This window comes from Burkholderia sp. MSMB1826, from assembly GCF_001526325.1.
Taxonomy (GTDB): Bacteria; Pseudomonadota; Gammaproteobacteria; order Burkholderiales; family Burkholderiaceae; genus Burkholderia.
On sequence record NZ_LOYN01000047.1, the window covers coordinates 84,775 to 110,680 of the forward strand.

Annotated in this window: 22 protein-coding genes; all 22 read left to right on the forward strand. The window is 64.4% G+C overall.

Going from position 1 to position 25,906, the window contains the following annotated elements:
* Nucleotides 1-25 precede the first annotated feature (25 nt).
* Nucleotides 26-1,225 carry an ABC transporter substrate-binding protein gene (locus WS95_RS27010; RefSeq protein WP_034209656.1) on the forward strand — a complete coding sequence of 400 codons (1,200 nt, stop codon included), beginning with the start codon at nt 26-28 and terminating at the stop codon, nt 1,223-1,225.
* 128 nt (nt 1,226-1,353) lie between these two features.
* On the forward strand, nt 1,354-2,238 hold the full coding sequence (locus WS95_RS27015; RefSeq protein WP_027783150.1) for a branched-chain amino acid ABC transporter permease: 885 nt from the start codon (nt 1,354-1,356) through the stop codon (nt 2,236-2,238).
* Nucleotides 2,238-3,215: a branched-chain amino acid ABC transporter permease gene (locus tag WS95_RS27020; RefSeq protein WP_034209655.1), complete on the forward strand. Its 978-nt coding sequence runs from the start codon at nt 2,238-2,240 to the stop codon at nt 3,213-3,215. Before WS95_RS27015 ends, WS95_RS27020 begins: the two co-directional genes overlap by 1 nt.
* A 1,059-nt stretch (nt 3,216-4,274) precedes the next feature.
* Nucleotides 4,275-5,432, forward strand: coding sequence for an ABC transporter substrate-binding protein (locus tag WS95_RS27025; RefSeq protein ID WP_034209654.1), 1,158 nt, complete (start codon nt 4,275-4,277; stop codon nt 5,430-5,432).
* Between the two features lie 201 nt (nt 5,433-5,633).
* Entirely contained in the window at nt 5,634-6,689 is a 1,056-nt protein-coding gene (locus WS95_RS27030; protein ID WP_059827094.1) for a branched-chain amino acid ABC transporter permease, read from the forward strand.
* 4 nt (nt 6,690-6,693) lie between these two features.
* On the forward strand, nt 6,694-8,478 hold the full coding sequence (locus WS95_RS27035) for a branched-chain amino acid ABC transporter ATP-binding protein/permease (protein WP_059780425.1): 1,785 nt from the start codon (nt 6,694-6,696) through the stop codon (nt 8,476-8,478).
* A complete protein-coding gene (locus WS95_RS27040) occupies nt 8,478-9,233 on the forward strand; it encodes an ABC transporter ATP-binding protein (RefSeq protein ID WP_034209652.1) in 756 nt (251 codons plus the stop codon). The genes WS95_RS27035 and WS95_RS27040 overlap by 1 nt, the downstream gene beginning before the upstream one ends.
* A 533-nt stretch (nt 9,234-9,766) precedes the next feature.
* Nucleotides 9,767-11,737: a tRNA uridine-5-carboxymethylaminomethyl(34) synthesis enzyme MnmG gene (gene mnmG / locus WS95_RS27045; protein ID WP_059827096.1), complete on the forward strand. Its 1,971-nt coding sequence runs from the start codon at nt 9,767-9,769 to the stop codon at nt 11,735-11,737.
* Nucleotides 11,734-12,420: a 16S rRNA (guanine(527)-N(7))-methyltransferase RsmG gene (gene rsmG, locus WS95_RS27050; RefSeq protein WP_059827098.1), complete on the forward strand. Its 687-nt coding sequence runs from the start codon at nt 11,734-11,736 to the stop codon at nt 12,418-12,420. Before mnmG ends, rsmG begins: the two co-directional genes overlap by 4 nt.
* A 51-nt stretch (nt 12,421-12,471) precedes the next feature.
* A complete protein-coding gene (locus WS95_RS27055; RefSeq protein ID WP_011546804.1) occupies nt 12,472-13,251 on the forward strand; it encodes a ParA family protein in 780 nt (259 codons plus the stop codon).
* Nucleotides 13,252-13,282: 31 nt separating this feature from the next.
* Nucleotides 13,283-14,176 carry a ParB/RepB/Spo0J family partition protein gene (locus tag WS95_RS27060; protein WP_059780477.1) on the forward strand — a complete coding sequence of 298 codons (894 nt, stop codon included), beginning with the start codon at nt 13,283-13,285 and terminating at the stop codon, nt 14,174-14,176.
* Nucleotides 14,177-14,186: 10 nt separating this feature from the next.
* Nucleotides 14,187-15,317: an SLC13 family permease gene (locus WS95_RS27065; RefSeq protein ID WP_059827099.1), complete on the forward strand. Its 1,131-nt coding sequence runs from the start codon at nt 14,187-14,189 to the stop codon at nt 15,315-15,317.
* Between the two features lie 567 nt (nt 15,318-15,884).
* Nucleotides 15,885-16,406 carry an ATP synthase subunit I gene (locus WS95_RS27070; RefSeq protein ID WP_059827102.1) on the forward strand — a complete coding sequence of 174 codons (522 nt, stop codon included), beginning with the start codon at nt 15,885-15,887 and terminating at the stop codon, nt 16,404-16,406.
* Nucleotides 16,407-16,515: 109 nt separating this feature from the next.
* Nucleotides 16,516-17,367, forward strand: coding sequence for a F0F1 ATP synthase subunit A (gene atpB, locus WS95_RS27075; RefSeq protein WP_034209647.1), 852 nt, complete (start codon nt 16,516-16,518; stop codon nt 17,365-17,367).
* Between the two features lie 75 nt (nt 17,368-17,442).
* Complete coding sequence (atpE, locus tag WS95_RS27080; RefSeq protein WP_006482730.1) at nt 17,443-17,712, forward strand: F0F1 ATP synthase subunit C; 270 nt, start codon at nt 17,443-17,445, stop codon at nt 17,710-17,712.
* Between the two features lie 129 nt (nt 17,713-17,841).
* A complete protein-coding gene (locus WS95_RS27085) occupies nt 17,842-18,312 on the forward strand; it encodes a F0F1 ATP synthase subunit B (RefSeq protein WP_006477283.1) in 471 nt (156 codons plus the stop codon).
* A gap of 2 nt (nt 18,313-18,314) precedes the next feature.
* Nucleotides 18,315-18,854: a F0F1 ATP synthase subunit delta gene (locus WS95_RS27090; RefSeq protein ID WP_034188172.1), complete on the forward strand. Its 540-nt coding sequence runs from the start codon at nt 18,315-18,317 to the stop codon at nt 18,852-18,854.
* Between the two features lie 44 nt (nt 18,855-18,898).
* Nucleotides 18,899-20,440 carry a F0F1 ATP synthase subunit alpha gene (gene atpA / locus WS95_RS27095; protein ID WP_059503166.1) on the forward strand — a complete coding sequence of 514 codons (1,542 nt, stop codon included), beginning with the start codon at nt 18,899-18,901 and terminating at the stop codon, nt 20,438-20,440.
* A gap of 118 nt (nt 20,441-20,558) precedes the next feature.
* Nucleotides 20,559-21,434: a F0F1 ATP synthase subunit gamma gene (atpG, locus tag WS95_RS27100; RefSeq protein WP_034209645.1), complete on the forward strand. Its 876-nt coding sequence runs from the start codon at nt 20,559-20,561 to the stop codon at nt 21,432-21,434.
* A gap of 66 nt (nt 21,435-21,500) precedes the next feature.
* On the forward strand, nt 21,501-22,895 hold the full coding sequence (atpD, locus tag WS95_RS27105) for a F0F1 ATP synthase subunit beta (RefSeq protein WP_011882816.1): 1,395 nt from the start codon (nt 21,501-21,503) through the stop codon (nt 22,893-22,895).
* A gap of 121 nt (nt 22,896-23,016) precedes the next feature.
* Nucleotides 23,017-23,442: a F0F1 ATP synthase subunit epsilon gene (locus tag WS95_RS27110; protein WP_006477288.1), complete on the forward strand. Its 426-nt coding sequence runs from the start codon at nt 23,017-23,019 to the stop codon at nt 23,440-23,442.
* A 253-nt stretch (nt 23,443-23,695) separates the two neighbouring features.
* On the forward strand, nt 23,696-25,423 hold the full coding sequence (locus WS95_RS27115; RefSeq protein WP_059827104.1) for an AMP-binding protein: 1,728 nt from the start codon (nt 23,696-23,698) through the stop codon (nt 25,421-25,423).
* The last annotated feature ends 483 nt before the right edge of the window (nt 25,424-25,906 follow it).

The window sequence follows — 25,906 nt, forward strand, 5'->3', positions numbered from 1 at the left end:
CGCATCAGAACAACAGGAGACGTCAATGAAAATGAAGACCCTCGCACAGGCCTGTCTCGCGCTCGCGGCCGCCGCGTTCACCGCCGGCGCCGCCCACGCGGCGGATACCGTGAAGATCGGCTTCATCACCGACATGTCGGGGCTTTACGCGGATATCGACGGGCAGGGCGGTCTCGAGGCGATCCGCATGGCGGTCGCGGACTTCGGCGGCAAGGTGCTCGGCAAGCCGATCGAGGTCGTCTACGCCGATCACCAGAACAAGGCCGACATCGCCGCGTCGAAGGCGCGCGAATGGATGGATCGCGGCGGGCTCGACCTGCTGGTCGGCGGCACGAACTCCGCGACCGCGCTGTCGATGAACCAGGTCGCGGCCGAGAAGAAGAAGGTCTACATCAACATCGGCGCGGGCGCCGACACGCTGACTAACGAGCAGTGCACGCCGTACACGGTCCACTACGCGTACGACACGATGGCGCTCGCGAAGGGCACCGGTTCGGCGGTGGTGAAGCAGGGCGGCAAGAGCTGGTTCTTCCTGACGGCCGACTACGCGTTCGGCAAGGCGCTCGAGAAGAACACGTCGGACGTCGTGAAGGCGAACGGCGGCCAGGTGCTCGGCGCGGTGCGTCACCCGCTGTCCGCGTCGGATTTCTCGTCGTTCCTGCTGCAGGCGCAATCGTCGAAGGCGCAGATCCTCGGCCTCGCGAACGCGGGCGGCGACACGATCAACTCGATCAAGGCCGCGAAGGAGTTCGGCATCACGAAGACGATGAAGCTCGCCGCGCTGCTGATGTTCATCGACGACGTGCACAGCCTCGGCCTCGAAACGACGCAGGGCCTCGTGCTGACCGACAGCTGGTACTGGAATCGCGACGCGGCGTCGCGCCAGTGGGCGCAGCGCTACTTCGGCAAGATGAAGAAGATGCCGTCGAGCCTGCAGGCGGCCGACTACTCGTCGGTGACGACGTACCTGAAGGCCGTGCAGGCCGCCGGTACGACCGACTCCGACAAGGTGATGGCCGAGCTGAAGAAGATCAAGATCAGCGACTTCTACGCGAAGGGCTATATCCGCCAGGACGGCAGCATGATCCACGACATGTACCTGATGGAAGTCAAGAAGCCGTCGGAATCGAAGGAGCCGTGGGACTACTACAAGGTGCTCGCGACGATTCCGGGCGAACAGGCGTTCGGCACCAAGCAGGAAACGCGCTGCGCGTTGTGGAAGTAAGCATCGCGTAGCGGCGCGCACGGGCGCGCCGCACGGTGGCGGCTGCGGCGACGTGCCCGCTGCGCCGCCCGCATGCGCGACGCATGAACGTTGCGCACGCAACGAAACTCATTCTGACGGCTAAGTCGATGGAAATCTTTGGCATTCCGTTGCCGGCGATGCTGAGCCAGTTGCTGCTCGGGCTCGTCAACGGCTCGTTCTACGCGATCCTGAGCCTCGGGCTCGCGGTGATCTTCGGGCTGCTCAACGTGATCAACTTCGCGCACGGCGCGCTGTTCATGCTGGGCGCGATGCTCGCGTGGATGGGCCTGTCGTATTTCGGGCTGCCGTACTGGGCGATGCTCGTGCTGGCGCCGGTGCTCGTGGGCGCGTTCGGGATCGCGATCGAACGCTCGATGCTGCGCTGGCTGTACAAGCTCGATCACCTGTACGGGCTGCTGCTCACGTTCGGCCTCACGCTGGTCGTCGAAGGCGTGTTCCGGTCGATCTACGGGTCGTCCGGCCAGCCGTACGACGTGCCGTCGCAGTTGTCCGGCGCGACCAACCTCGGTTTCATGTTCCTGCCGAACTATCGCGCGTGGGTCGTCGTCGCGTCGCTCGCGGTGTGCCTCGCGACGTGGTTCGTGATCGAGAAGACGCGGCTCGGCGCGTACCTGCGCGCGGGCACCGAGAACCCGAAGCTCGTCGAGGCGTTCGGCGTGAACGTGCCGATGATGATCACGCTCACCTACGGCTTCGGCGTCGCGCTCGCCGCGTTCGCGGGCGTGCTGGCCGCGCCCGTGATCCAGGTGTCGCCGCTGATGGGCCAGCCGATGATCATCACCGTGTTCGCGGTGGTCGTGATCGGCGGGATGGGCTCGATCCTCGGCTCGATCGTCACGGGCCTGCTGCTCGGCGTGATCGAGGGCTTCACGCGCGTGTTCTATCCCGAAGCGTCGGCCACCGTCGTGTTCGTGATCATGGCGATCGTGCTGCTGTTCCGTCCGGCGGGCCTCTTCGGCAAGGAAAAATGATGCAGAGAAAAGTGCTCTACGGCGTGCTGCTCGCCGCACTGCTCGCCGCGCCGTTCATCGGCGCGTATCCGGTGTTCGTGATGAAGGTGCTCGCCTTCGCGCTGTTCGCGGCCGCGTTCAACCTGCTGATCGGCTATACGGGGCTGCTGTCGTTCGGCCATGCGATGTTCCTCGCGACGGCCGGTTATGCGACCGGCTATTCGATGCAGACGCTCGGTTTCACGCCTGAGCTCGGCGTGCTGGCCGGCACCGTCGGCGCGACGCTGCTCGGGCTCGTCGTCGGGCTGTTCGCGATCCGCCGGCAGGGCATCTACTTCGCGATGATCACGCTCGCGTTCGCGCAGATGGTCTACTTCATCTATCTGCAGGCGCCGTTCACGCACGGCGAGGACGGCCTGCAGGGCGTGCCGCGCGGCCGCCTGTTCGGGCTGCTCGACCTGTCGAACGACGTCGCGCTGTACTACGTCGTGCTGGCGGTGGTCGTGGCCGCGTGCGCGTTCATCGTGCGGGTCGTCCATTCGCCGTTCGGCCAGGTGCTCGTCGCCATCAAGGAGAACGAAGCGCGCGCGATCTCGCTCGGCTACGACACCGACCGCTTCAAGCTGCTCGCGTTCATCCTGTCGGCCGCGCTCGCGGGGCTGGCCGGCTCGCTGAAGGTGCTCGTGCTCGGCTTCGAGACGCTGTCGGACGCGTACTGGACGATGTCGGGCCTCGTCGTGCTGATGACGCTCGTCGGCGGGATGGGCACGCTGTTCGGGCCGCTGCTGGGCGCCGCGCTGATCGTGGCGCTCGAAGACCGGCTCGGCGACATCGGCGAATGGCTCGCGTCGACGACGGGCGTCGCGTGGTTCCATTCGCTCGGCGAATCGGCGACGATCGTCACCGGGCTGATCTTCATCGCATGCGTGCTGGCCTTCCGGCGCGGCATCGTCGGCGAGATGGTCGCGCGGATCAAGCCGTTGAGAGCGTCGTCGTGAGCAGGCCGTGCGCGTCGCCGCGCGTTGATGCGAAGCACCATCCGGCACGCCCGGGAAGGGCGTCGCGGCGGGTTCGGGCCGGCGCCGCGCGGCAGACTGGTGCCCCATTTTCGTGCGGCGATGCACCATAGGGGTAAATGCTAAGTTGTCGTGGTGCTTAAGCCTCTTTAAGATTCACCTTAGTTCTGATGCACCGCGAAACGAATTTGCAGGTGGAGAACGAGGAGACAATCGAGGCACAAAGTGCCCGGACCCCAAAGCGCTGTTGGACGGAATCCAACAGCGCTTTTTCATTTGCGTGCACGGATTCCATCGATGGTGCATCGGCCCGCGTGACGGCCGTCTCTCGCGTTTGCATTCGCACCGCGTCTTTTCCGCGCTTCGCCGCGTCCCCCGTTTTCCCTTTCCGCGATCGTCCATGGACGATGCGCAGTCCTGCACAGGCGCTTCGGGCTTACCCGGTTGGCGTGCGCGAAAGGCGTCCGTTACACTCGGCTTTCGCCGACCGTGCGGTCGGGAAAATCGGTCGGCAGTTCTCCTACAAGCACAATGCAGAAGAGGGAGTACGGTTGGATGAGCAGCGCAGCGCGGTGGATCGGGGCAGGAGAGGCGGCGGGCGCCGCTCGTTCGTCATCGGGTGCGCGACGGGTCGTCGCGGCAGTCCCGAGCCGTCCTGCGGCCTGTATGCACGCCCCGGCGATCGTTGTGCTCGCACTCGTATCCGCATCGTCATGAGCCGCCGGCTTTCCGACGTTTCGTCGCGCGCGTACCGGGCCGCATCGGGCCGGTATGGCGGCCGTTTCCGCCATCGTTGCGCACGCACCGATTTTCCGCGCGATCCCGCCTTTATTCGCCTTCTTCATCCTGACGACATTGCTGCTGCGCATCGTGATGGCCGAATGACCGTTTCGGCCGGCATGCGGCGCATGGATGCGGCGTCACGGGAAAACGAGCATGGGCGCGGGTGGATCGGATAATTAAGATATTAACTGTTTCTGGGGACCGGGAGCCGCCCGAGCGACCCGTGGTTTTTTCGAGCAGCGTTTGGAGACAACGTAAATGAAGATGAATCGATGGATGGAGGCCATGCTTGCCGCGGGCCTCGTGTGTGCGGCGGCCACGGCGTCGGCGCAGGTCAAGATCGGCGTGACGCTGTCGGCGACGGGCCCGGCCGCCTCGCTCGGGATTCCGGAAAAGAACACGATCGCGCTGCTGCCGAAGGAAATCGCGGGCAAGAGCGTGCAGTACATCGTGCTCGACGACGCCTCCGACACGAGCCGCGCGGTGCAGAACGTGCGCAAGCTGATCGACGAGGACCACGTCGACGCGATCATCGGCTCCTCCGTCACGCCGAACTCGCTCGCGATGCTCGATCCCGTGTCGCAGGGCAAGACGCCGGCGATTTCGCTTGCCGCGAGCGCGCAGATCATCGCGCCGATGGACGCGAAGCGCGCGTGGATGTTCAAGGTGCCGCAGAACGATCAGCTGATGGCCGACGCGATCGCCGGCTACATGGCGAAGCACGGCGTGAAGACGGTCGGTTTCATCGGCTTCGCCGATGCGTACGGCGACAGCTGGTACAAGACGTTCGACGCGGCGGCCGCGAAGAACGGGCTGAAGCTGGTGTCGAACGAGCGCTACAACCGGACCGACGCGTCGGTGATGGGGCAGGTGCTGAAGCTGCTGGGCTCGAACCCGGATGCGGTGCTGATCGCGGGCTCGGGCACGCCGGCGGCGCTGCCGGCCAAGACGCTGAAGGAGCGCGGCTACAAGGGTAAGGTGTATCAGACGCACGGCGTCGCGAACAACGATTTCCTGCGCGTGTGCGGCAAGGATTGCGAAGGCGAGATCCTGCCGGCCGGCCCCGTACTCGTGACCGACCAGTTGCCCGATTCGAATCCGGTGAAGAAGCCGGCGCTCGGCTACAAGGCCGCGTACGAGAAGGCCTACGGCGCGGGCTCGCTGTCGACGTTCGGCGGCCATGCGTGGGATGCGGGCTTGCTGCTGCAGCGGGCGATCCCGGAAGCGCTGAAGAAGGGCCAGCCGGGCACCGAGGCGTTCCGCGAAGCGCTGCGCGCGTCGCTCGAAAGCGTGAAGGACCTGCCCGTCTCGCACGGCGTGATCAACATGACGGCGACCGATCACAACGGCTTCGACACGCGTGCGCGCGTGATGGTGCAGATCGTCGACGGCAAGTGGAAGTTGCAGGCCGAGTAAGCATCACGTGAAACCGGCACACGCGGCGCGAACGGCGCCGCGTGTGCCGTCGGCGGGGTCGCGCGCCTGACGGCCGCACCCATGCCGCCTGGAATCGCCGGGGCCCGCCGCATGACGCGCGACGTGCCGATCGCTTCGCGCGCGTCCCGAGCGTTTTCCGCCTTTCGTTTCTCCGCAGCATTCTCTCGATACACGAAACGTATGGATCTCTCGATTGCGGCGATCCTCGCGCAAGACGGCATCACGACCGGCGCCATTTATGCATTGTTGTCGCTGGCGCTCGTGCTGGTGTTTTCCGTCACGCGGGTGATCTTCATTCCCCAGGGCGAATTCGTCGCCTATGGTGCGCTGACGCTGGCCGCGTTGCAGGCGCAGAAATTCCCCGCCACCTGCTGGCTGCTGTTCGTGATGGGCATCGCGTGCTTTCTGCTGGAAGTCGGCGGCCTGATCCGCCATCGCGAACGCCGTCACCCGCTCGGCCGCACGCTCGCGACGCTGGCGAGCCGCTACGTGCTGCTGCCGCTCGCGGTGTTCGCGATCACGCGCAGCTTTGCCGCGCAGCCGTTGCCGATGCTCGCGCAGATCGCGCTGACGCTCGCGATCGTCGTGCCGATGGGGCCGTTCGTCTACCGGCTCGTGTACCAGCCGATCGCCGAAGGCACGACGCTGCTGCTGCTGATCGTGTCGGTCGCCGTCCACTTCGCGATGGTCGGCCTCGGCCTCGTGATGTTCGGTGCGGAAGGCTCGCGCACCGCCGGATTCTCGGACGCGTCGCTCGCGATCGGCAGCATGACGGTATCGATGCAGAGCATCCTGGTCGTCGTCACGGCGCTCGTGCTGATCGGCGCGCTCTATGTGTACTTCGGCCGCACGATCGCCGGCAAGGCGCTGCGCGCGACGTCGGTGAACCGGCTCGGTGCGCGGCTCGTCGGCATCGGCACGACCGAAGCCGGGCGGCTCGCGTTCACGTTCGCGGCAGGGCTCGGCGTGCTGTCGGGGATCCTCGTCGGCCCGCTGACGACGATCTACTACGACTCGGGCTTCCTGATCGGCCTGAAGGGCTTCGTCGGCGCGATCATCGGCGGGCTCGTCAGCTATCCGCTCGCGGCCGCCGGCTCGCTGCTCGTCGGCGTGCTCGAATCGTATTCGTCGTTCTGGGCGAGCGCATACAAGGAGGTGATCGTGTTCACGCTGATCATTCCGGTGCTGCTGTGGCGGAGCTTCGCGACGCCGCATGCGGAAGAGGAAGAGGAGTGATGCGATGAAGACGATGGTACGCAACAAGACCTTCTGGCTGTTTCTCGTCGTGCTGTTCGCGCTGCCGGTGCTGCCCGGCGCGCTACAGGTACCCGAGTACTGGATCACGCTGCTGAACTACATCGGCCTGTATGCGATCGTCGCGATCGGGCTCGTGCTGCTGACGGGCGTCGGCGGGATGACGAGCTTCGGGCAGGCCGCGTTCGTCGGCATCGGCGCGTATGCGACCGCGTTCCTGACGACGCGGTACGGCGTGTCGCCGTGGCTCGCGCTGATCGTCGGCGTCGTGCTGACGGCGCTCGTCGCGCTCATGCTCGGCGCGGTGACGATGCGGCTGTCCGGGCACTTCCTGCCGCTCGGTACGATCGCGTGGGGCCTCGCGCTGTTCTATCTGTTCGGCAACCTTGAACTGCTCGGCAAGTACGACGGGATCAACGGGATTCCGGCGCTGAACCTGTTCGGCATCCGGCTGGAAAGCGGCCGCAGCCTGTATTTCCTGATCTGGGCCGTGGTGCTGACCGCGATCGTGTCGGTGCAGAACCTGCTCAACAGCCGGCCCGGCCGCGCGATCCGCGCGCTGCGCGGCGGCGGCGTGATGGCCGAGGCGATGGGCGTGAACACCGCGTGGATGCGCGTGGTGATCTTCGTCTACGCGGCCGTGCTCGCGGCGGTATCGGGCTTCCTGTACGCGCACCTGCAGCGCGCGGTGAACCCGACACCGTTCGGCCTGAACCACGGGATCGAATTCCTGTTCATGGCGGTGGTGGGCGGCGTGTCGCACGTATGGGGCGCGGTGCTTGGCGCGGCGATCCTCACCGTGCTGCAGGACTACCTGCAGACGCTGCTGCCGAAGCTGCTCGGTTCGGAAGGCAACTTCGAGATCATCGTGTTCGGCGTGCTGATGGTGCTGCTGCTGCAGTACGCGCGCCAGGGCGTATGGCCGTTCGTCGCGAGACTGTTCCCGCGCGGGCCGCGTGCGCATGTGCCGGAGCAGGCCGACCCGCTGCCGCAGCGCGCGAAACCCGTGCCCGGCGAGCCGCTGCTCGTCGTCGACGGCGCGCGCAAGCAGTTCGGCGGGCTCGTGGCCGTCAACGATGTCAGCTTCGACGTGAAAGCGGGGCAGATCGTCGGGCTGATCGGCCCGAACGGCGCGGGCAAGTCGACCACGTTCAACCTCGTGACCGGCGTGCTGAAGCCGACCGGCGGTGCGATCACGTTTCGTGGCGAGCGCATCGACGGGTTGACGTCGCGTCAGGTCGTCCGCCGCGGCATCGGTCGCACGTTCCAGCACGTGAAGCTGTTGCCGGCGATGACGGTGCTCGAGAACGTCGCGATCGGCGCCCATCTGCGCGGCCATACGGGCGTGTGGCGCAGCATCGCGCGGCTCAATGCGCGCGAGGAAGCGCAGTTGCTGGCCGAAGCCGCGCGCCAGATCCGCCGCGTCGGGCTCGAGAAGCACATGTACGACGAAGCGGGCAGCTTGGCACTCGGCCAGCAGCGGATTCTCGAAATCGCACGGGCGCTGTGCTGCGATCCGACGTTGCTGCTGCTCGACGAGCCGGCTGCCGGCCTGCGTTACCAGGAGAAGCAGCAACTCGCCGACCTGCTGCGGCGGCTGAAGGCCGAAGGCATGAGCGTGTTGCTCGTGGAACACGACATGGATTTCGTGATGAACCTCACCGACCGGCTGGTGGTGATGGAGTTCGGTACGCGGATCGCGGAAGGGCTGCCGCAGGATGTGCAGCAGGACCCGGCCGTGCTCGAAGCGTACCTGGGCGGGGTGGAGTGATGACGGATACGACGATGCCGATTCTCGAAGTACGCGGCCTGGCGGTGCGGTACGGGAAGGTGGAGGCGCTGCACGGTGCTGCCATCAAGGTCGGAGCGGGGCAGATCGTCAGCGTGATCGGCCCGAACGGGGCCGGTAAATCGACGCTGCTGAACGCGATCATGGGCGCGCTGCCGATAACGGGGCACGCGTCGGGCGCGGTCGTGTATCGCGGCAACGATGTCGGTGCGCTGCCGGTCGAGCAGCGCGTCGCGCGCGGAATGTGTCTCGTACCGGAGAAGCGCGAGCTGTTCAGCACGATGACGGTCGAGGACAACCTCGTATTGGGCGCATATCGGCGCAAGCAGGCGGGGGAAGCGAACTTCCTCGATCAACTCGATCACGTGTTCGCGCTGTTTCCGCGGCTGAAGGAACGCCGCAGGCAGGCGGCCGGTACGCTGTCGGGCGGCGAGCGGCAAATGTTGGCGGTCGGACGTGCGCTGATGGGCAAGCCCGACCTGCTGATGCTCGACGAGCCGAGCCTGGGGCTGGCGCCGCTGATCGTGAAGGAGATCTTTCATATCATCAGCGCGTTGCGCGGTACCGGCGTGGCGACGCTGCTGATCGAGCAGAACGCACGGGCGGCGCTGCAAATTTCCGACTACGGCTATGTGCTGGAGACGGGCGAGTTTGCGCTGGAAGGGCCTGCGGCCGAACTCGCCCGGAATCCGCGGGTGATCGAGACATATCTCGGCCTGGCGAAAAAGACGGCTTGATTATTTGAGGTGGTGGGGGGGACGAGCGGCGTGTTTCACGTGAAACACGCCGTTTTTGTTTGGCGAGATCGCAAGGTGTCGAAGTATCGCCGGTTCGGGACCGGGGATAAGTCGCGCAGGAATAGTCGGAGGCGCTGTGCGACGCCGCACAGGCTTGTTCCACAGGTCGCCGATGCGTTGGGCTTCAGTGGACAAGTCTCCGGACAACCATCGGAAACGCTGTGTGGAGGAGGGCACCGGGCGTCGCGGCCGGTGGATTGCGGGGGCACAGACATCGGTCAGGTCAGCGGTTCCGCGCATGCTGGCGTGGTGATTAACCGGGTTTGGCACAGGCACGATGATGTGTGCTTGACCGGTCGTGAGCACCGCCGAAGCCGCCCGGCACGCCAAATTCGCGCGCCCACAGCAAAAAATCGCCGAAATGCACAGACCCTACCATTCGGACGGCCTTCGGGCGAAAAGCGAACCCGCTATAATTCGGCCCATACATTTCTCAGATAGGTTCGTGCGCTGCTCTGCGTACGGAATCCACCATGCTTTTTCCCACAGAATTTGACGTCATCGTCGTCGGTGGCGGTCATGCCGGCACGGAAGCCGCGCTGGCGTCCGCCCGTATGGGCGCAAAGACACTGCTGCTGACCCACAACATCGAAACGCTTGGGCAGATGAGCTGCAATCCGTCGATCGGCGGCATTGGCAAGGGCCATCTGGTCAAGGAAGTCGACGCGTTGGGCGGCGCAATGGCCGCCGCGACGGATGAAAGCGGTATTCAGTTCCGGATCCTCAATTCGTCGAAGGGTCCGGCCGTGCGCGCGACACGTGCGCAGGCCGATCGTATCCTGTACAAGGCCGCGATCCGCCGCCGGCTCGAAAATCAGCCGAACCTGTGGCTGTTCCAGCAGGCCGTCGACGACCTGATGGTCGAGGGCGACCGCGTGGTGGGCGCCGTCACGCAGATCGGCATCCGCTTCCGCGCTCGCGCAGTCGTGCTGACGGCCGGTACATTCCTCGACGGCAAGATTCACGTCGGCCTGAACAACTACACGGGCGGCCGCGCGGGCGATCCGGCGGCCGTGTCGCTGTCGTCGCGCCTGAAGGAGCTGAAGCTGCCGCAGGGCCGGCTGAAGACCGGTACGCCGCCGCGTATCGACGGTCGCACGATCGACTTTTCGAAGCTCGACGAGCAGCCGGGCGACCTCGATCCGATCCCCGTATTCTCGTTCCTGGGCCGCGCGGAGCAGCATCCGCAACAGCTGCCGTGCTGGGTGACGCATACGAACGAACGCACGCACGACATCATTCGCGGCGGTCTCGATCGTTCGCCCATGTATACAGGCGTGATCGAAGGGGTCGGGCCGCGCTATTGCCCGTCGATCGAGGACAAGATCCACCGGTTCGCGTCGAAGGAATCGCACCAGATCTTTCTCGAGCCGGAAGGGCTGACGACCAACGAGTTCTACCCCAACGGGATCTCGACCAGCCTGCCGTTCGACGTCCAGCTCGAGCTCGTGCATTCGATGCGCGGCCTCGAGAACGCGCATATCCTGCGCCCCGGTTACGCGATCGAATACGACTATTTCGACCCGCGCGCGCTGAAGGCGTCGCTCGAGACGAAGGCGATCAATGGGCTATTCTTTGCGGGCCAGATCAACGGTACGACCGGCTACGAGGAAGCGGCAGCACAGGGGCTGCTGGCCGGCCTCAATGCGGGCCGCTACGTGCAGGAAAAGGATGCGTGGTGCCCGCGTCGCGATCAAGCCTATCTGGGCGTGCTGGTCGACGATCTCGTCACGCGCGGCGTGGCCGAGCCGTACCGGATGTTCACAAGCCGGGCCGAGTATCGTCTGAGCCTGCGCGAAGACAACGCCGACATGCGCCTGACCGAGATCGGCCGCGAGCTTGGACTGGTCGACGACGCACGCTGGGATGCCTTCAGCCGGAAGCGCGACGCTGTTTCACGTGAAACCGAACGCCTGAAGTCGACGTGGGTGACGCCGAAGACGCTGCCTGCGGAAGAGGCGACCGCGCTGCTCGGCAAGGCGATCGATCACGAATACAGCCTCGCCGAGCTGCTGCGCCGCCCGGGCGTTGGCTACGATGGCGTGTGCGGGCTGAAGGGCGGCGAGTGCGGCCCTGCGGAGCCGTTGACCGACGATCCGGTGCTGCTCGAGCAGATCAAGGAGCAGGTCGAAATCGGGATCAAGTATCAGGGCTATATCGAGCGCCAGGCATCCGAGATCGAGCGCAACGACGCGAACGAGAACACGCGCCTGCCGGACGGTATCGATTACCGCGACGTTCGAGGCCTGTCGTTCGAGGTAAGCCAGAAGCTCAACGAGTTCCGTCCGGAAACGATCGGGCAGGCGTCGCGCATTTCCGGCGTCACGCCGGCGGCAATCTCGCTGCTGATGGTGCATCTGAAGCGTCGCGGCCTGGGCCGCCGTAACGGCACGGTCGCGGAAGCCGCGGAGCAGGGGGACGGCAGCGTCCCGACGCAACAATGACGGCGCGTCGCGCGCCGGCGGTGAATCGGGACGTACTGGAACAGATGCTCGTCGAAGGCACGGCGGCACTCGACCTGACGCTGACGGATACACAACGCAACCAGCTGCTCGACTATGTCGCGCTGCTCGGCAAGTGGAACGCGGTCTACAACCTGACCGCGATCCGCGACCCGAAGCAGATGCTGATTCAGCACATCCTCGATTCGCTTTCCATCGTCCCGCATCTGCGCGGCCGGACGTCGGCACGCGTACTCGACGTCGGCTCGGGCGGCGGGCTGCCCGGTATCGTGCTGGCGATCGTCGAGCCGGGCTGGCAGGTCACGCTGAACGATATCGTGCAGAAGAAGTCTGCCTTCCAGACGCAGATGCGCGCGGAGCTGAAGCTCGCGAACCTGTCGGTCGTCACCGGGCGGGTCGAATCGCTGCAGCCGGGTGTCGAAGTGCCGGAAAAATTCGACATGATCGTATCCCGCGCCTTCGCGGACCTGTCCGACTTCGTTAAACTTGCTCGACATCTGGTCGCGCCGGGCGGGTCGATCTGGGCGATGAAGGGCGTTCACCCGGATGACGAGATTGCGCGGTTGCCGGAAGGCAGCCGCGTGAAGCAGACGATCCGGCTGGCGGTGCCGATGCTCGATGCAGAGCGGCATCTGTTCGAAGTGGCCGTCGACGAGGCGAATTGAAGGCGCGCGGTAGCGCGCCGTTTGTTTGAAGGTAAAGGGAACACACCAACGATGGCAAAGATCTTCTGCGTTGCGAACCAGAAGGGGGGCGTCGGCAAGACGACGACATCGGTCAATCTCGCCGCAAGCCTTGCAGCGCAGGAGCAACGAGTCCTGTTGATCGATCTCGACCCGCAGGGCAACGCGACGATGGGCAGCGGGATCGACAAGGCCGCCTGCGAAGCGACCGTGTACGAAGTGCTGGTCGACGGCGTGTCGGTGGCCGACGCACGTGTGCGTCCGGAGGGCGTCACTTACGACGTGCTTCCCGCAAACCGCGAGCTGTCCGGCGCCGAGATCGAGCTGATCAGCATCGACAACCGCGAGCGCCGCCTGAAGGCCGCGCTCGAGCGCGTGGCCGACGACTACGATTTCGTGCTGATCGATTGCCCGCCGACGCTGTCGCTGCTGACGCTGAACGGGCTGTGCGCGGCGCATGGCGTCGTGATCCCGATGCAGTGCGAGTACTTCGCACTGGAAGGGCTGTCGGACCTCGTCAACACGATCAAGCAGGTTCACGCGAACATGAACCGCGACCTGAAGATCATCGGCTTGCTGCGCGTGATGTTCGATCCGCGCATCACACTGCAGCAGCAAGTCTCCGATCAACTGAAGGCGCACTTCGGCGACAAGGTGTTCGACGCGGTGATTCCGCGCAACGTGCGCCTGGCCGAAGCGCCGAGCTACGGGTTGCCGGGCGTCGTGTTCGACCGCAGTTCGCGCGGCGCGCAGGCGTATATCCAGTTCGGTGCCGAGATGATCGAGCGCGTGCGCGCGTTCGAGGTGTCGTGATCCGGACATGAGCGAAGCGAGGAAGAAAGACATGAACGCGGTACCAAAGAAGAAGGGCTTGGGACGTGGCCTCGAAGCGCTGCTCGGCGGCAGCGCCGATATCACCGAAGCGGTGAAGATCGAAGGGGCGCCGAACACGCTCGCGCTCGGCAAGCTGCAAGCCGGCAAGTACCAGCCGCGCACGCGGATGGACGAGGGCAGCCTGCAGGAGCTCGCGGCAAGCATTCGCGCGCAGGGCGTGATGCAGCCGATCCTGGTACGGCCTATTTCGTCAGACAAATACGAGATCATCGCGGGCGAGCGGCGTTTCCGTGCCGCACGTCTGGCCGGCCTCGAGGAAGTGCCGGTGCTCGTGAAGGACGTATCCGATCAGGCTGCCGCCGCGATGGCGCTGATCGAGAACATCCAGCGCGAGGATCTGAATCCGCTTGAAGAGGCGCACGGTATTCAGCGCCTGCTCGACGAGTTCGGTTTCACGCACGAACAGGCTGCCGAATCGGTCGGCCGTTCGCGCAGTGCGGTGTCGAACCTGCTGCGCCTGCTGAACCTCGCGTCGCCGGTGCAGACGATGCTGCTGGCCGGCGATCTCGACATGGGACACGCACGCGCACTGCTCGCCGTCGATGCGGCCACGCAGATCACGCTCGCGCATCAGGTGGTCAACAAGCGCATGTCGGTGCGCGAGACCGAGAAGCTCGTCGCGCACACGACGAAGGAAGCGCCGGCCGTGAAGGCGCGTGCGAAGGACGACGGCGGCCGCGATACGCGTCGCCTCGAAGAGGAGTTGTCCGATCTGCTCGCGTCGACGGTGAAGATCAAGCTCGGCCGCCGCGGGCGAGGGCAGGTGCTGATCGACTTCGGCAACCTCGATGCGCTCGAAGGCATTCTCGCGCGACTGCGCGGCAACGTCGCGACCGAAGAGTAACGGGCAATCCATGGAACAGATGGGCACACCGGCGCCGCGCCGGTGGCTCGGCTGGCTTGCGCAGGAACCGGTGCTGTCGGTGCTCGCGCTTGGCCTGATCGTGCTGCAATGGGTGCGTCCGCAACCATTTTCGGTGCTCGCCGAGCGCGTCGACTGGCAGACGGTCGCGACGCTCGCGGGCCTGCTGATGCTGACCAAGGCGCTCGAGCTGTCCGGCTGCCTGATGTGGCTCGCGCATCGCATCGTGCATCACGTGCACTCCGAGCGCGGGCTTGCGATGCTGCTCGTCGGCTTCGCCGCGGTGTTGTCGATGTGGCTCACCAACGACGTCGCGCTGTTCGTCGTCGTGCCGTTGATGGTGTCGCTGCGCGCGCTGACACCGCTGCCGTTCCGGCGGCTCGTGATCGTCGTCGCGCTGGCCGTCAATGCGGGGTCCGTTGCGACACCGCTCGGCAATCCGCAGAATCTTTTCCTGTGGCAATTGAGCGGCGTGTCGTTCGGCCGCTTCGTGGTCACGCTGGGGCCGCTCGCCGTCGCGACGATGGCGCTGCTGCTCGTGCTGACTGCACTGATGTTTCGCGCGAAGCCGCTCGACCTGTCCGGCGACGCTGCCGGCTTTCCCGTACAACGCATGCACGCGCTGATCGCGGCGGTCCTGTTCGCCGCGTTCGTGCTGCTCGCCGATGCGCACCATCCGCTGCCGGGCCTCGTCGGCGTCGCGATCGTGCTGCTCGCCGTCAAACGCGATGCAGTCCTGAAGATCGACTGGCTGCTGCTGTTGATCTTCGTGCTGATGTTCGTCGTGTTGCGCAGTGCGGCTGCGCTGCCTGTCGTGCACGACGCGATTGCGCACGCGCAGCTCGATTCGCCGCTGCGCGTCTATGCCGCCGGCGCCGTGCTGTCACAGGCGATCAGCAACGTGCCGGCCGCGATCCTGCTGTCGGAATTCACGCACGACTGGCGCGCGCTTGCATTCGGCGTATCGGTCGGCGGCTTCGGTTTCGCGATCGGCTCGCTCGCGAACCTGATCGCGGTACGTCTCGCGAAGGAGCCGCGCATGTGGCTGCCGTTCCACCTCGTTTCGATTCCGTTCGCGCTGGCGAGCGCGGCGCTCGGCGCGTGGCTGCTCATGCACGGTTGAGCGAGGCCGGTGGGTGCGGCACTGGCGTATCGTTCGGGCAGTGGCGGGGCGCACAGCGTTCGAGGTGATCGACGGCTGTTGATAAGTGCTGCAATCTACAATCGAACCTCTGTGGCGGCGCGACAACTGATTGGATGAATCGATGCGCGAACAACCGGTCGAATTTCGCGCGTCGCGTGCGGCGGTTCGGTCACGATGTCGTGCTCCTTCCGCAGCGTCGCACCGAGCCGTTCCCGACGGCTGCATTGCAGCGAATTCGCGGCGGCGATCGCACCGCTTCCTCCCGATCCGCATCGGGCATCGTTTCCCGCGATTTCCCCTCGTCGCCGGACTTTTTCGCGCAAGAAATACCGGTGCAAAAAATTGACCTTACAACTGTCATCGTACGTCGTCGAATCGGGTGTTTTTTCACATCATGAGGCGTCGTTTTATGCAGGTTTTTGTCGCGTCTAAAGCCTTGAATCACTTGCAACTATCGCTTACAATCGCCCGGATTTGTTAGCTAGGCACCCCTGAAAGCTTTCAGAAAGCTTGGGGTCGGGTTCAAGGATTCTGCGGAAGATTGCGATGGCGGGTCAGGCGCCGGACGACAGGCACGATGATCAGCGCACGCAACGCACCGCTTCGGCGGCCGGCGAGCGGCGTGAATCCGACGACTGGGATGTCGAGCAGCAAGATAACAACATCGTTCCGCTGACGCGGGCAGAGGCCGAAAGGCTGTTCGGCCCGAACGTGAGCAAGCCCTCGCGCGTGACCCCCTACAAGGTGGTGTTCGCGCAAGTGGTCCTGTCCCTGGTTGCAACGCTGGCGTGGTGGCTGTTTTCGAAGTCGCCGGGCGCCGCTGCGCAATCCGCGTTTCTGGGCGGAGCGATCGGCTGGGTGCCAAGTGCGGTATTCGTGGCGCGACTGAAGGCCGGTGGCTCGGCCACCGTGATGAGCTGGGTGATGGGCGAAGCCCTGAAACTGGCTCTGACGATCGGAATGTTCACCGCAGTGGCGTTCGGCTGGGCCGGCGTGCACTGGGTGCCGTTCCTCGTCACGTACCTCGTCGTGCTGAAGACGTACTGGATCGCGCTGGCCTGGCGGTAAGGAACAAGCAGCGTGCGGGTTCGACAACGAACCGCACCGGCTCGTTCCCGCAATAGCGTGTTGCGGAACGGGCAAAACGATTTTCGACAATTTGGGTGGCATTAACGATATGGCAGCTAGCGAAGGCACGCGCGGTCCGGATCCGTCCGAGTACATTGCGCACCACTTGCAGAATTTCTCCACCTCGCATCAGACGTCGATTTTCGACATCCACGTCTGGAATCTCGACACGCTGTTCTGGTCGATCGTTTGCGGCATCGTGACGATCATCCTGCTGCGTCTGGCCGCCCGCAAGGCGACGTCGGGCGTGCCGGGCCGTTTCCAGTGCGCGATCGAGATGCTCGTCGAAATGGTCGAAGACCAGTCGAAGGCCATCGTCCACGGCAATCGTACCTTCATCGCGCCGCTCGCCCTCACGGTGTTCGTGTGGGTTGCGCTGATGAACTCCCTCGACTTCCTCCCGGTCGACCTGCCGGGCCGCGTGATCGGCCTGCTCGGTCTGTCGGACGTGATTTCCCACCATCGCATCGTCCCGACGGCCGACCTGAACGGCACGCTCGGCATCGCGCTCGGCGTGTTCGTCCTGATGATCTACTACAGCATCAAGATCAAGGGCGCGGGCGGCTTTGCGCATGAGCTGCTGTCGGCCCCGTTCGGCGGTCACCCGCTGCTGTGGATCCCGAACCTCGCGCTCAACATCGTCGAATACGTTGCAAAGACCGTTTCGCTCGGCATGCGGCTGTTCGGCAACATGTACGCGGGTGAGCTGTTGTTCCTGTTGATCGCCCTGCTCGGCAGCATGTGGAGCTTCGGTGGCGACGCAACGTTCCTCGGCTTCGTTGGTCATGTGATCGCGGGTAGCGTCTGGGCAATCTTCCACATTCTGATTGTTCTGTTGCAGGCATTCATTTTCATGATGCTGACGCTGGTGTATCTCGGCCAGGCGCACGACAAGCACTAAGCGCGGCGTGCAAGAAAGAGTCTTCGTTTTAGTTTTTTAAATCTCAGTTCCAAGTCTTTTCACAAAGGAGTGATCATGCAAGCTTACATCGCCAACATCCAGGGTCTGACCGCCATCGGTATCGGCATCATCATCGGCCTGGGTGCAATCGGCGCCTGTATCGGTATCGCGCTGATGGGTGGCAAGTACATCGAAGCCTGCGCACGTCAGCCGGAACTCATCAACCCGCTGCAAACGAAGATGTTCCTGCTGGCTGGTCTGATCGACGCTGCATTCCTGATCGGCGTTGGTGTCGCAATGCTGTTCGCGTTCGCGAACCCGCTCCTGTCGAAGCTCGCAGGCTAAGGTTCCTCGGAAATATGCGTCCGGCGTGAGCCGGCGCAGGGCGGAACGGAGACTTGGGGCGCTGATCGAATGCAACTCGATGAGCGCCTTACCGTTTCATTTTTCCGGAATAGCAGATAAGGAAACACCGTGAATCTCAACGCAACTCTGTTTGCGCAAATGGTCGTGTTCCTGGTCCTCGCGTGGTTCACGATGAAATTCGTGTGGCCGCCGTTGATCAACGCCCTCGACGAACGTTCGAAGAAGATCGCCGACGGCCTCGCCGCCGCCGAGAAGGGCAAGGCGGAACTCGACGCAGCGCACAAGCGCGTGGACCAGGAACTCGCGCAGGCCCGCAACGACGGCCAGCAGCGCATCGCCGACGCCGAAAAGCGTGCACAGGCGGTCGCCGAGGAAATCAAGGCCAACGCCCAGGCTGAAGCCGCCCGCATCGTCGCCCAGGCGAAGGCGGAAGCAGAACAGCAAATCGTGAAGGCGCGCGAAGCGCTGCGTGGCGAAGTCGCCGCGCTGGCCGTGAAGGGCGCCGAGCAGATCCTGAAGCGCGAAGTCGATCAAACGGCCCACGCCCAACTGCTGAATCAACTGAAAGCCGAGCTCTGATCATGGCCGAACTTGCAACCATCGCCCGCCCTTACGCAGAAGCGCTGTTCCGCGTGGCCGAGGGCGGTGACATCGCCGCCTGGTCCACGCTCGTGCAAGAGCTGGCCCAGGTTGCGCGTCTGCCGGAAGTGCTGTCGGTCGCGTCGAGCCCGAAGGTGACGCGCACGCAAGTAGCCGAGTTGCTGCTTGCTGCGGTGAAGTCGCCGCTCGCGGCCGGCGCCGAAGCGAAGAACTTCGTGCAGATGCTGGTCGACAATCATCGCATCGCGCTGCTGCCGGAAATCGCCGAGCAGTTCGAGGCGCTCAAGAACGAACGTGAAGGCGCAGCCGACGCCGAGATCGTGAGCGCGTTTCCGCTGAACGGCGCGGATCTCGACAGTCTCGTCTCGGGCCTCGAACGCAAGTTCAAGCGCAAGCTGAAACCGACGGTCGAAGTCGATTCGTCGCTGATCGGCGGCGTGCGCGTGACGGTCGGCGACGAAGTGCTCGACACCTCGGTTCGCGCGCGCCTCGCATCGATGCAGGCTGCCTTGACCGCCTGAGCGCCACGCCGGCACGCAACAGAATTGACTATCAGGAGCGAATAATGCAACTCAATCCCTCTGAGATCAGCGAGCTGATCAAGAGCCGGATCCAGGGCCTTGAAGCGAGCGCAGACGTTCGCAACCAGGGCACCGTGATCTCCGTGACCGACGGTATCGTGCGTATCCACGGCCTGTCGGACGTGATGCAGGGCGAAATGCTCGAGTTTCCGGGCAACACGTTCGGTCTCGCGCTGAACCTCGAGCGCGACTCGGTCGGCGCGGTGATTCTCGGCGAATACGAACACATTTCGGAAGGCGACGTCGTCAAGACGACGGGCCGCATTCTCGAAGTCCCGGTTGGCCCGGAACTCGTCGGCCGCGTGGTCGACGCGCTCGGCAACCCGATCGACGGCAAGGGCCCGGTCAACGCGAAGCTGACCGACGCGATCGAAAAGATCGCCCCGGGCGTGATCTGGCGTAAGTCGGTGTCGCAGCCGGTGCAGACGGGCATCAAGTCGATCGACGCGATGGTGCCGATCGGCCGTGGCCAGCGTGAGCTGATCATCGGCGACCGTCAGTGCGGCAAGACCGCGGTGGCGCTCGACGCGATCATCAACCAGAAGGGCAAGGACCTGATCTGTATCTACGTCGCGATCGGCCAGAAGGCTTCGTCGATCATGAACGTGGTGCGCAAGCTCGAAGAAACGGGCGCGCTCGAATACACGATCGTCGTCGCCGCTTCGGCATCGGATTCGGCTGCGATGCAGTACCTGGCACCGTACGCCGGCTGCACGATGGGCGAATACTTCCGCGACCGCGGCCAAGACGCGCTGATCATCTATGACGACTTGACCAAGCAGGCTTGGGCATACCGTCAGATCTCGCTGCTGCTGCGCCGCCCGCCGGGCCGTGAAGCGTACCCGGGTGACGTGTTCTATCTGCACTCGCGTCTGCTCGAGCGTGCGGCTCGCGTGTCGGAAGAGTACGTCGAGAAGTTCACGAACGGGGAAGTGAAGGGCAAGAGCGGCTCGCTGACGGCACTGCCGGTCATCGAAACGCAAGCCGGCGACGTGACCGCGTTCGTTCCGACGAACGTGATCTCGATTACCGACGGCCAGATCTTCTTGGAAACCGACCTGTTCAACGCAGGCATCCGCCCGGCAATCAACGCCGGCGTGTCGGTGTCGCGCGTCGGTGGCGCCGCTCAGACGAAGGTCGTGAAGAAGCTGTCGGGCGGTATCCGTACCGACCTCGCGCAGTACCGTGAACTCGCGGCATTCGCGCAGTTCGCATCGGATCTCGACGAAGCGACCCGCAAGCAGCTCGAGCGCGGCCGCCGCGTGACGGAACTGCTGAAGCAGCCGCAGTACCAGCCGCTGCAGGTGTGGGAACTGGCCGTGTCGCTGTACGCCGCGAACAACGGCTACCTCGACGATCTCGACGTCAAGCAAGTGCTGCCGTTCGAGAAGGGCCTGCGCGACAACCTGAAGACCAGCCACGCTGACCTCATCAAGCGCATCGAAGACACCAAGGATCTCTCGAAGGACGACGAAGGCGCGCTGCGCGCGGCGATCGAATCCTTCAAGAAGTCCGGTGCCTATTGATCCGCGAGTGACACACCGAGGCCGCGCGGGGGCTGATGCGCCCGCGCCGCTTCGGTGAGCGATGCATGAGCCCCGAGTGAGCGCTGAAGCGCTAACACGGGGCGCAAAGGAGCAAGCTATGGCTGGAATGAAGGAAATTCGCGGCAAGATCAAGAGCGTGCAGAACACGCGCAAGATCACGAAGGCGATGGAGATGGTGGCTGCATCGAAGATGCGTCGCGCGCAGGAACGCATGCGCGCCGCTCGTCCGTATGCGGACAAGGTCCGTGCCATCGCCGCGCACATGAGCCGTGCGAACCCGGAGTACCGCCACCCGTTCATGGTGGCGAACGACGGCGCGCAGACGGCCGGCATCATCCTCGTCACGACCGACAAGGGGCTGTGCGGCGGTCTGAACACCAACGTGCTGCGTGCGACGGTGCAGAAGTTCAAGGAGCTGGAAGAGAAGGGCCAGAAGGTCGAAGCCACCGCGATCGGCGGCAAGGGCCTCGGGTTCCTGAACCGCTTCGGCGCGAAGGTGATGTCGCAGGTCGTGCACCTCGGCGACACCCCGCACCTGGACAAGCTGATCGGCGCCGTGAAGACGCAGCTCGATCTGTACTCGGAAGGCAAGCTGTCGGCGGTTTATATCGCTTACACGCGCTTCGTCAACACGATGAAGCAGGAAGCCGTGATCGAGCAGTTGCTGCCGCTGTCGTCGGAACACTTCGAAGCCGATGACGGTACGCCGGCGACGTCGTGGGACTACATCTACGAGCCGGACGCGCAGGCCGTCGTCGACGAACTGCTCGTGCGTTACGTCGAGGCGCTGGTGTACCAGGCCGTCGCGGAAAACATGGCGTCCGAGCAATCGGCGCGCATGGTCGCGATGAAGGCCGCGTCCGACAACGCGAAGACGGTGATCAGCGAACTGCAGCTCGTCTACAACAAGAGCCGTCAGGCCGCGATCACGAAAGAACTGTCGGAGATCGTCGGCGGCGCAGCCGCTGTTTAAGCGCGCGCCCGGGACGACAACTGCGCCTTTGCGCGAGTAAAGAATCAGGTATTTAAAGGAAAAGCGATGAGTACTGCTGCTTTGGTAGAAGGCAAGATCGTACAGTGCATCGGCGCCGTTATCGACGTGGAATTCCCGCGCGACAGCATGCCGAAGATCTACGACGCGCTCATTCTCGATGGCTCGGAACTGACGCTCGAAGTCCAGCAGCAGCTGGGCGACGGCGTGGTCCGTACCATCTGTCTGGGTGCATCCGACGGCCTGCGCCGCGGCCTGACCGTGAAGAACACGGCGAAGCCGATCTCGGTGCCGGTCGGCAAGCCGACCCTCGGCCGAATCATGGACGTGCTCGGCCGTCCGATCGACGAAGCCGGCCCGATCGAAAGCGAACATACGCGTTCGATCCACCAGAAGGCGCCGGCGTTCGACGAACTGTCGCCGTCGACCGAACTGCTCGAAACGGGTATCAAGGTCATCGACCTGATCTGCCCGTTCGCGAAGGGCGGCAAGGTGGGCCTGTTCGGCGGTGCTGGCGTGGGCAAGACCGTCAACATGATGGAGCTCATCAACAACATCGCGAAGGAACACGGCGGTTACTCCGTGTTCGCGGGCGTGGGCGAGCGTACCCGTGAAGGGAACGACTTCTACCACGAAATGAAGGACTCGAACGTTCTCGACAAGGTCGCGCTGGTGTACGGCCAGATGAACGAGCCGCCGGGCAACCGTCTGCGCGTCGCGCTGACCGGCCTGACGATGGCCGAGCACTTCCGTGACGAAGGCCTCGACGTGCTGTTCTTCGTCGACAACATCTACCGTTTCACGCTGGCCGGTACCGAAGTGTCGGCACTGCTCGGCCGTATGCCGTCGGCAGTGGGCTATCAGCCGACGCTGGCTGAAGAAATGGGCAAGCTGCAAGAGCGCATCACGTCGACGAAGAAGGGCTCGATCACGTCGGTTCAGGCCGTGTACGTCCCTGCGGACGACTTGACCGACCCGTCGCCGGCGACCACCTTCGGCCACCTGGACGCAACCGTCGTTCTGTCGCGTGACATCGCTTCGCTGGGTATCTACCCGGCGGTCGACCCGCTCGACTCGACGTCGCGCCAGATCGACCCGAACGTGATCGGCGAAGAGCACTACACGATCACCCGTCGCGTTCAGCAGACGCTGCAGCGCTACAAGGAACTGCGCGACATCATCGCGATTCTGGGCATGGACGAACTGTCGCCGGAAGACAAGCTGTCGGTCGCACGTGCGCGTAAGATCCAGCGTTTCCTGTCGCAGCCGTTCCACGTCGCTGAAGTGTTCACGGGCTCGCCGGGCAAGTACGTGCCGCTGAAGGAAACGATCCGCGGCTTCAAGATGATCGTCGACGGCGAGTGCGACCACCTGCCGGAACAGGCGTTCTACATGGTCGGCACGATCGACGAAGCCTTCGAAAAGGCCAAGAAGATCCAGTAAGGGCTTGAGTGAGTCGCAAGCCGGCGTGTGCCGGCCGGAGCAATGAGTCAGCGATGACTCGTATTCCGGCCGCCCGCGCCGGTCGCAATACGCTCAACCCGTGGATGAGATTGGAGTCGATATGGCAACCATCAAAGTAGACGTCGTCAGCGCGGAAGAGCAGATCTTCTCGGGCGAGGCGAAATTCGTCGCGCTGCCGGGCGAAACGGGTGAGCTGGGCATTCTGCCGGGCCACACGCCGCTCATCACCCGGATTCGTCCGGGTGCGGTGCGCATCGAGGTCGAGGGCGGCAACGACGAATTCGTGTTCGTCGCGGGCGGCATTCTCGAAGTGCAGCCGGGCGCCGTGACGGTGCTCGCCGATACCGCGATCCGCGGCAAGGACCTCGACGCGGCGAAAGCCGAGGAAGCGCGCAAGCGTGCCGAGGAAACGCTGCAGAACGCGAAGTCGGATCTCGACCTCGCGAAAGCGCAATCCGAGCTCGCGACCGCGATGGCGCAGCTCGAGGCGATCCAGCGTCTGGCGAAGATCCGCAGCCGGCACTGAGCCGCGACGCGTATCTCGCGAAAGAAAGCAGCCTTCGGGCTGCTTTTTTTCGTCCGTCGTTTTCGTCCGTTTTTTGCGGGCAGGATCGTATCGTCCGGTCGTGCTATTTCACCCGTCCGCCGCGATTCGATGTCAGAGTATCGTCAGCGAAGCGCGGCATCATCCGCGGTGAGGCCGGCCGTCGCGATCGTTGCGGCGGCGGCGGGCGCGGTGCGCGCGCGGGCCGATCAGACAAAAACGGACGGAGACATCGATGGCAGCAGACCTTGGCAAGGGGGCGCTGATCGCGCCCGAAAACGGACTGTCCTACGTGCGCGGCGCAACCGACGTGCCGCTATCCGAAGCGACGATCAGCCGGTTCCTGCTCGACACGGCCGGCCGCTTTCCCGACCGTCCGGCCGTCGTGTTCCGCGAGCAGCAGGTGCGCTGGACCTGGCGCGAGTTCGCGAACGAGGTCGACGTGCTGGCCGCCGGGCTCGCGGCGCTCGGGATCGTGAAGGGCGACTGCGTCGGCATCTGGTCGCCGAACCGCAGCGAATGGCTGCTCACGCAGTTCGCGACCGCGCGGATCGGCGCCGTGCTCGTCAACATCAATCCGGCTTACCGGCTGTCGGAACTCGAATACGCGCTGAACAAGGTCGGCTGCAAGGCCGTGATCTCGGCCCAGCGCTTCAAGACGTCCGCGTACGTCGAGATGCTGCAGACGATCGCGCCGGAGCTCGCGACCGCGACGCCGGGCGACCTGCACGCGGCGCGCGTGCCGAGCCTGCGCACGATCGTGTCGATGGGCGAGGTGGCGCCCGCCGGCATGTTCCGCTTCGCGGACGTGATGGCGCGCGGCCGCCAGGCCGTCGATCCGGCGCTGCTCGATGCGATCGGCGCGACGCTCGCGGCCAACGATCCGATCAATATCCAGTTCACGAGCGGCACGACCGGCAGCCCGAAGGGCGCGACGCTCACGCACCGCAACGTCGTCAACAACGCGCGCTCGATCGCGATGGCGATGCGTTTCACCGAGCAGGATTCGCTCTGCATCCCGGTGCCGCTCTATCACTGCTTCGGGATGGTGCTGGCCGTGCTCGCGTGCGTGTCGAAGGGCGCCGCGATGGTGTTCCCCGGCGAAGCGTTCGACCCGGTCGCGACGCTCGCGGCGGTGGCCGAGGAACGGTGCACCGCACTGCACGGCGTGCCGACGATGTTCATCGCGGAGCTCGACCATCCGGAATTCGCGAAATTCGACCTGTCGACGCTGCGTACCGGGATCATGGCCGGCTCGCCGTGCCCGATCGAGACGATGAAGCGCGTCGTGTCGCAGATGCATCTTTCCGAAATCACGATCGCGTACGGGATGACGGAGACGAGCCCCGTGTCGTTCCAGAGCTCGACCGACGATCCGCTGGAAAAGCGCACGACGACGGTCGGCCGCATCCAGCCGCATCTCGAAGTGAAGATCGTCGATCCGGCCGGCGAGATCGTGCCGGTCGGCGCGACGGGCGAGCTGTGCACGAAAGGCTATTCGGTGATGCTCGGCTACTGGGACGACGATGCGAAGACGCGCGAGGTGCTGGTCGACGGCTGGATGCATACGGGCGACCTCGCGACGCTCGACGAGGACGGCTACTGCAACATCGTCGGCCGCCTGAAGGACATGGTGATTCGCGGCGGCGAGAACGTCTATCCGCGGGAGATCGAGGAATTCCTGTTCCGGCATCCGAAGATCCAGAGCGCGCAGGTGTTCGGCGTGCCCGATCCGAAGTACGGCGAGGAGCTGTGCGCGTGGATCGTGCTGCGCGCGGACGAGCGGATGACCGAGGACGACGTGCGTGCGTTCTGCAACGGGCAGATCGCGCACTACAAGATTCCGCGCTATATCCGCTTCGTCGACGAACTGCCGATGACGGTGACGGGCAAGGTGCAGAAGTTCGTGATGCGCGAGCGGATGATCGAGGAGCTGAAGCTCGACGTGCAGAAGACCGCGTGAAGCGCGACGATGCGCGAACGTGCGGAACAAACAGGGTGGCCTGCGGGCCGCTCTGTGCGGGTCGCGACGTTTTCGATGGACGAAAAAAAGCGGGCTTATTAGCCCGCTAAAAACCACACGCTACGGGGTTAGCGCGAGGAGACCAAAGATGAAACCGGATCCGGCGGGGGGCCGGAAACGACTCCAACAGGGATGCCCCTCGGAAGGGCTTCGGTACGTGACCGACTGGCTCGCAGCGCTTCGCGTCCGCTCACACTTGGCACACGAGACCGCATCCGTGTTGAAACCGTTGAGGCCATTGTGGGCGAATTAATGACCCGTCGCGGTAACAAAGTGTTTCAGGTTGTAACGCCCGCCAGATAAGGCTTTCCGGGATTTTTTGCTGTTTTCGGGGTCCTGAAAAAGGTCATTTTTACCCATATTTTCCGTCGCGTTTTCAAGGTATGCGCGCGATGCGTTTTTCACGCGTATCGGGCGCGATGA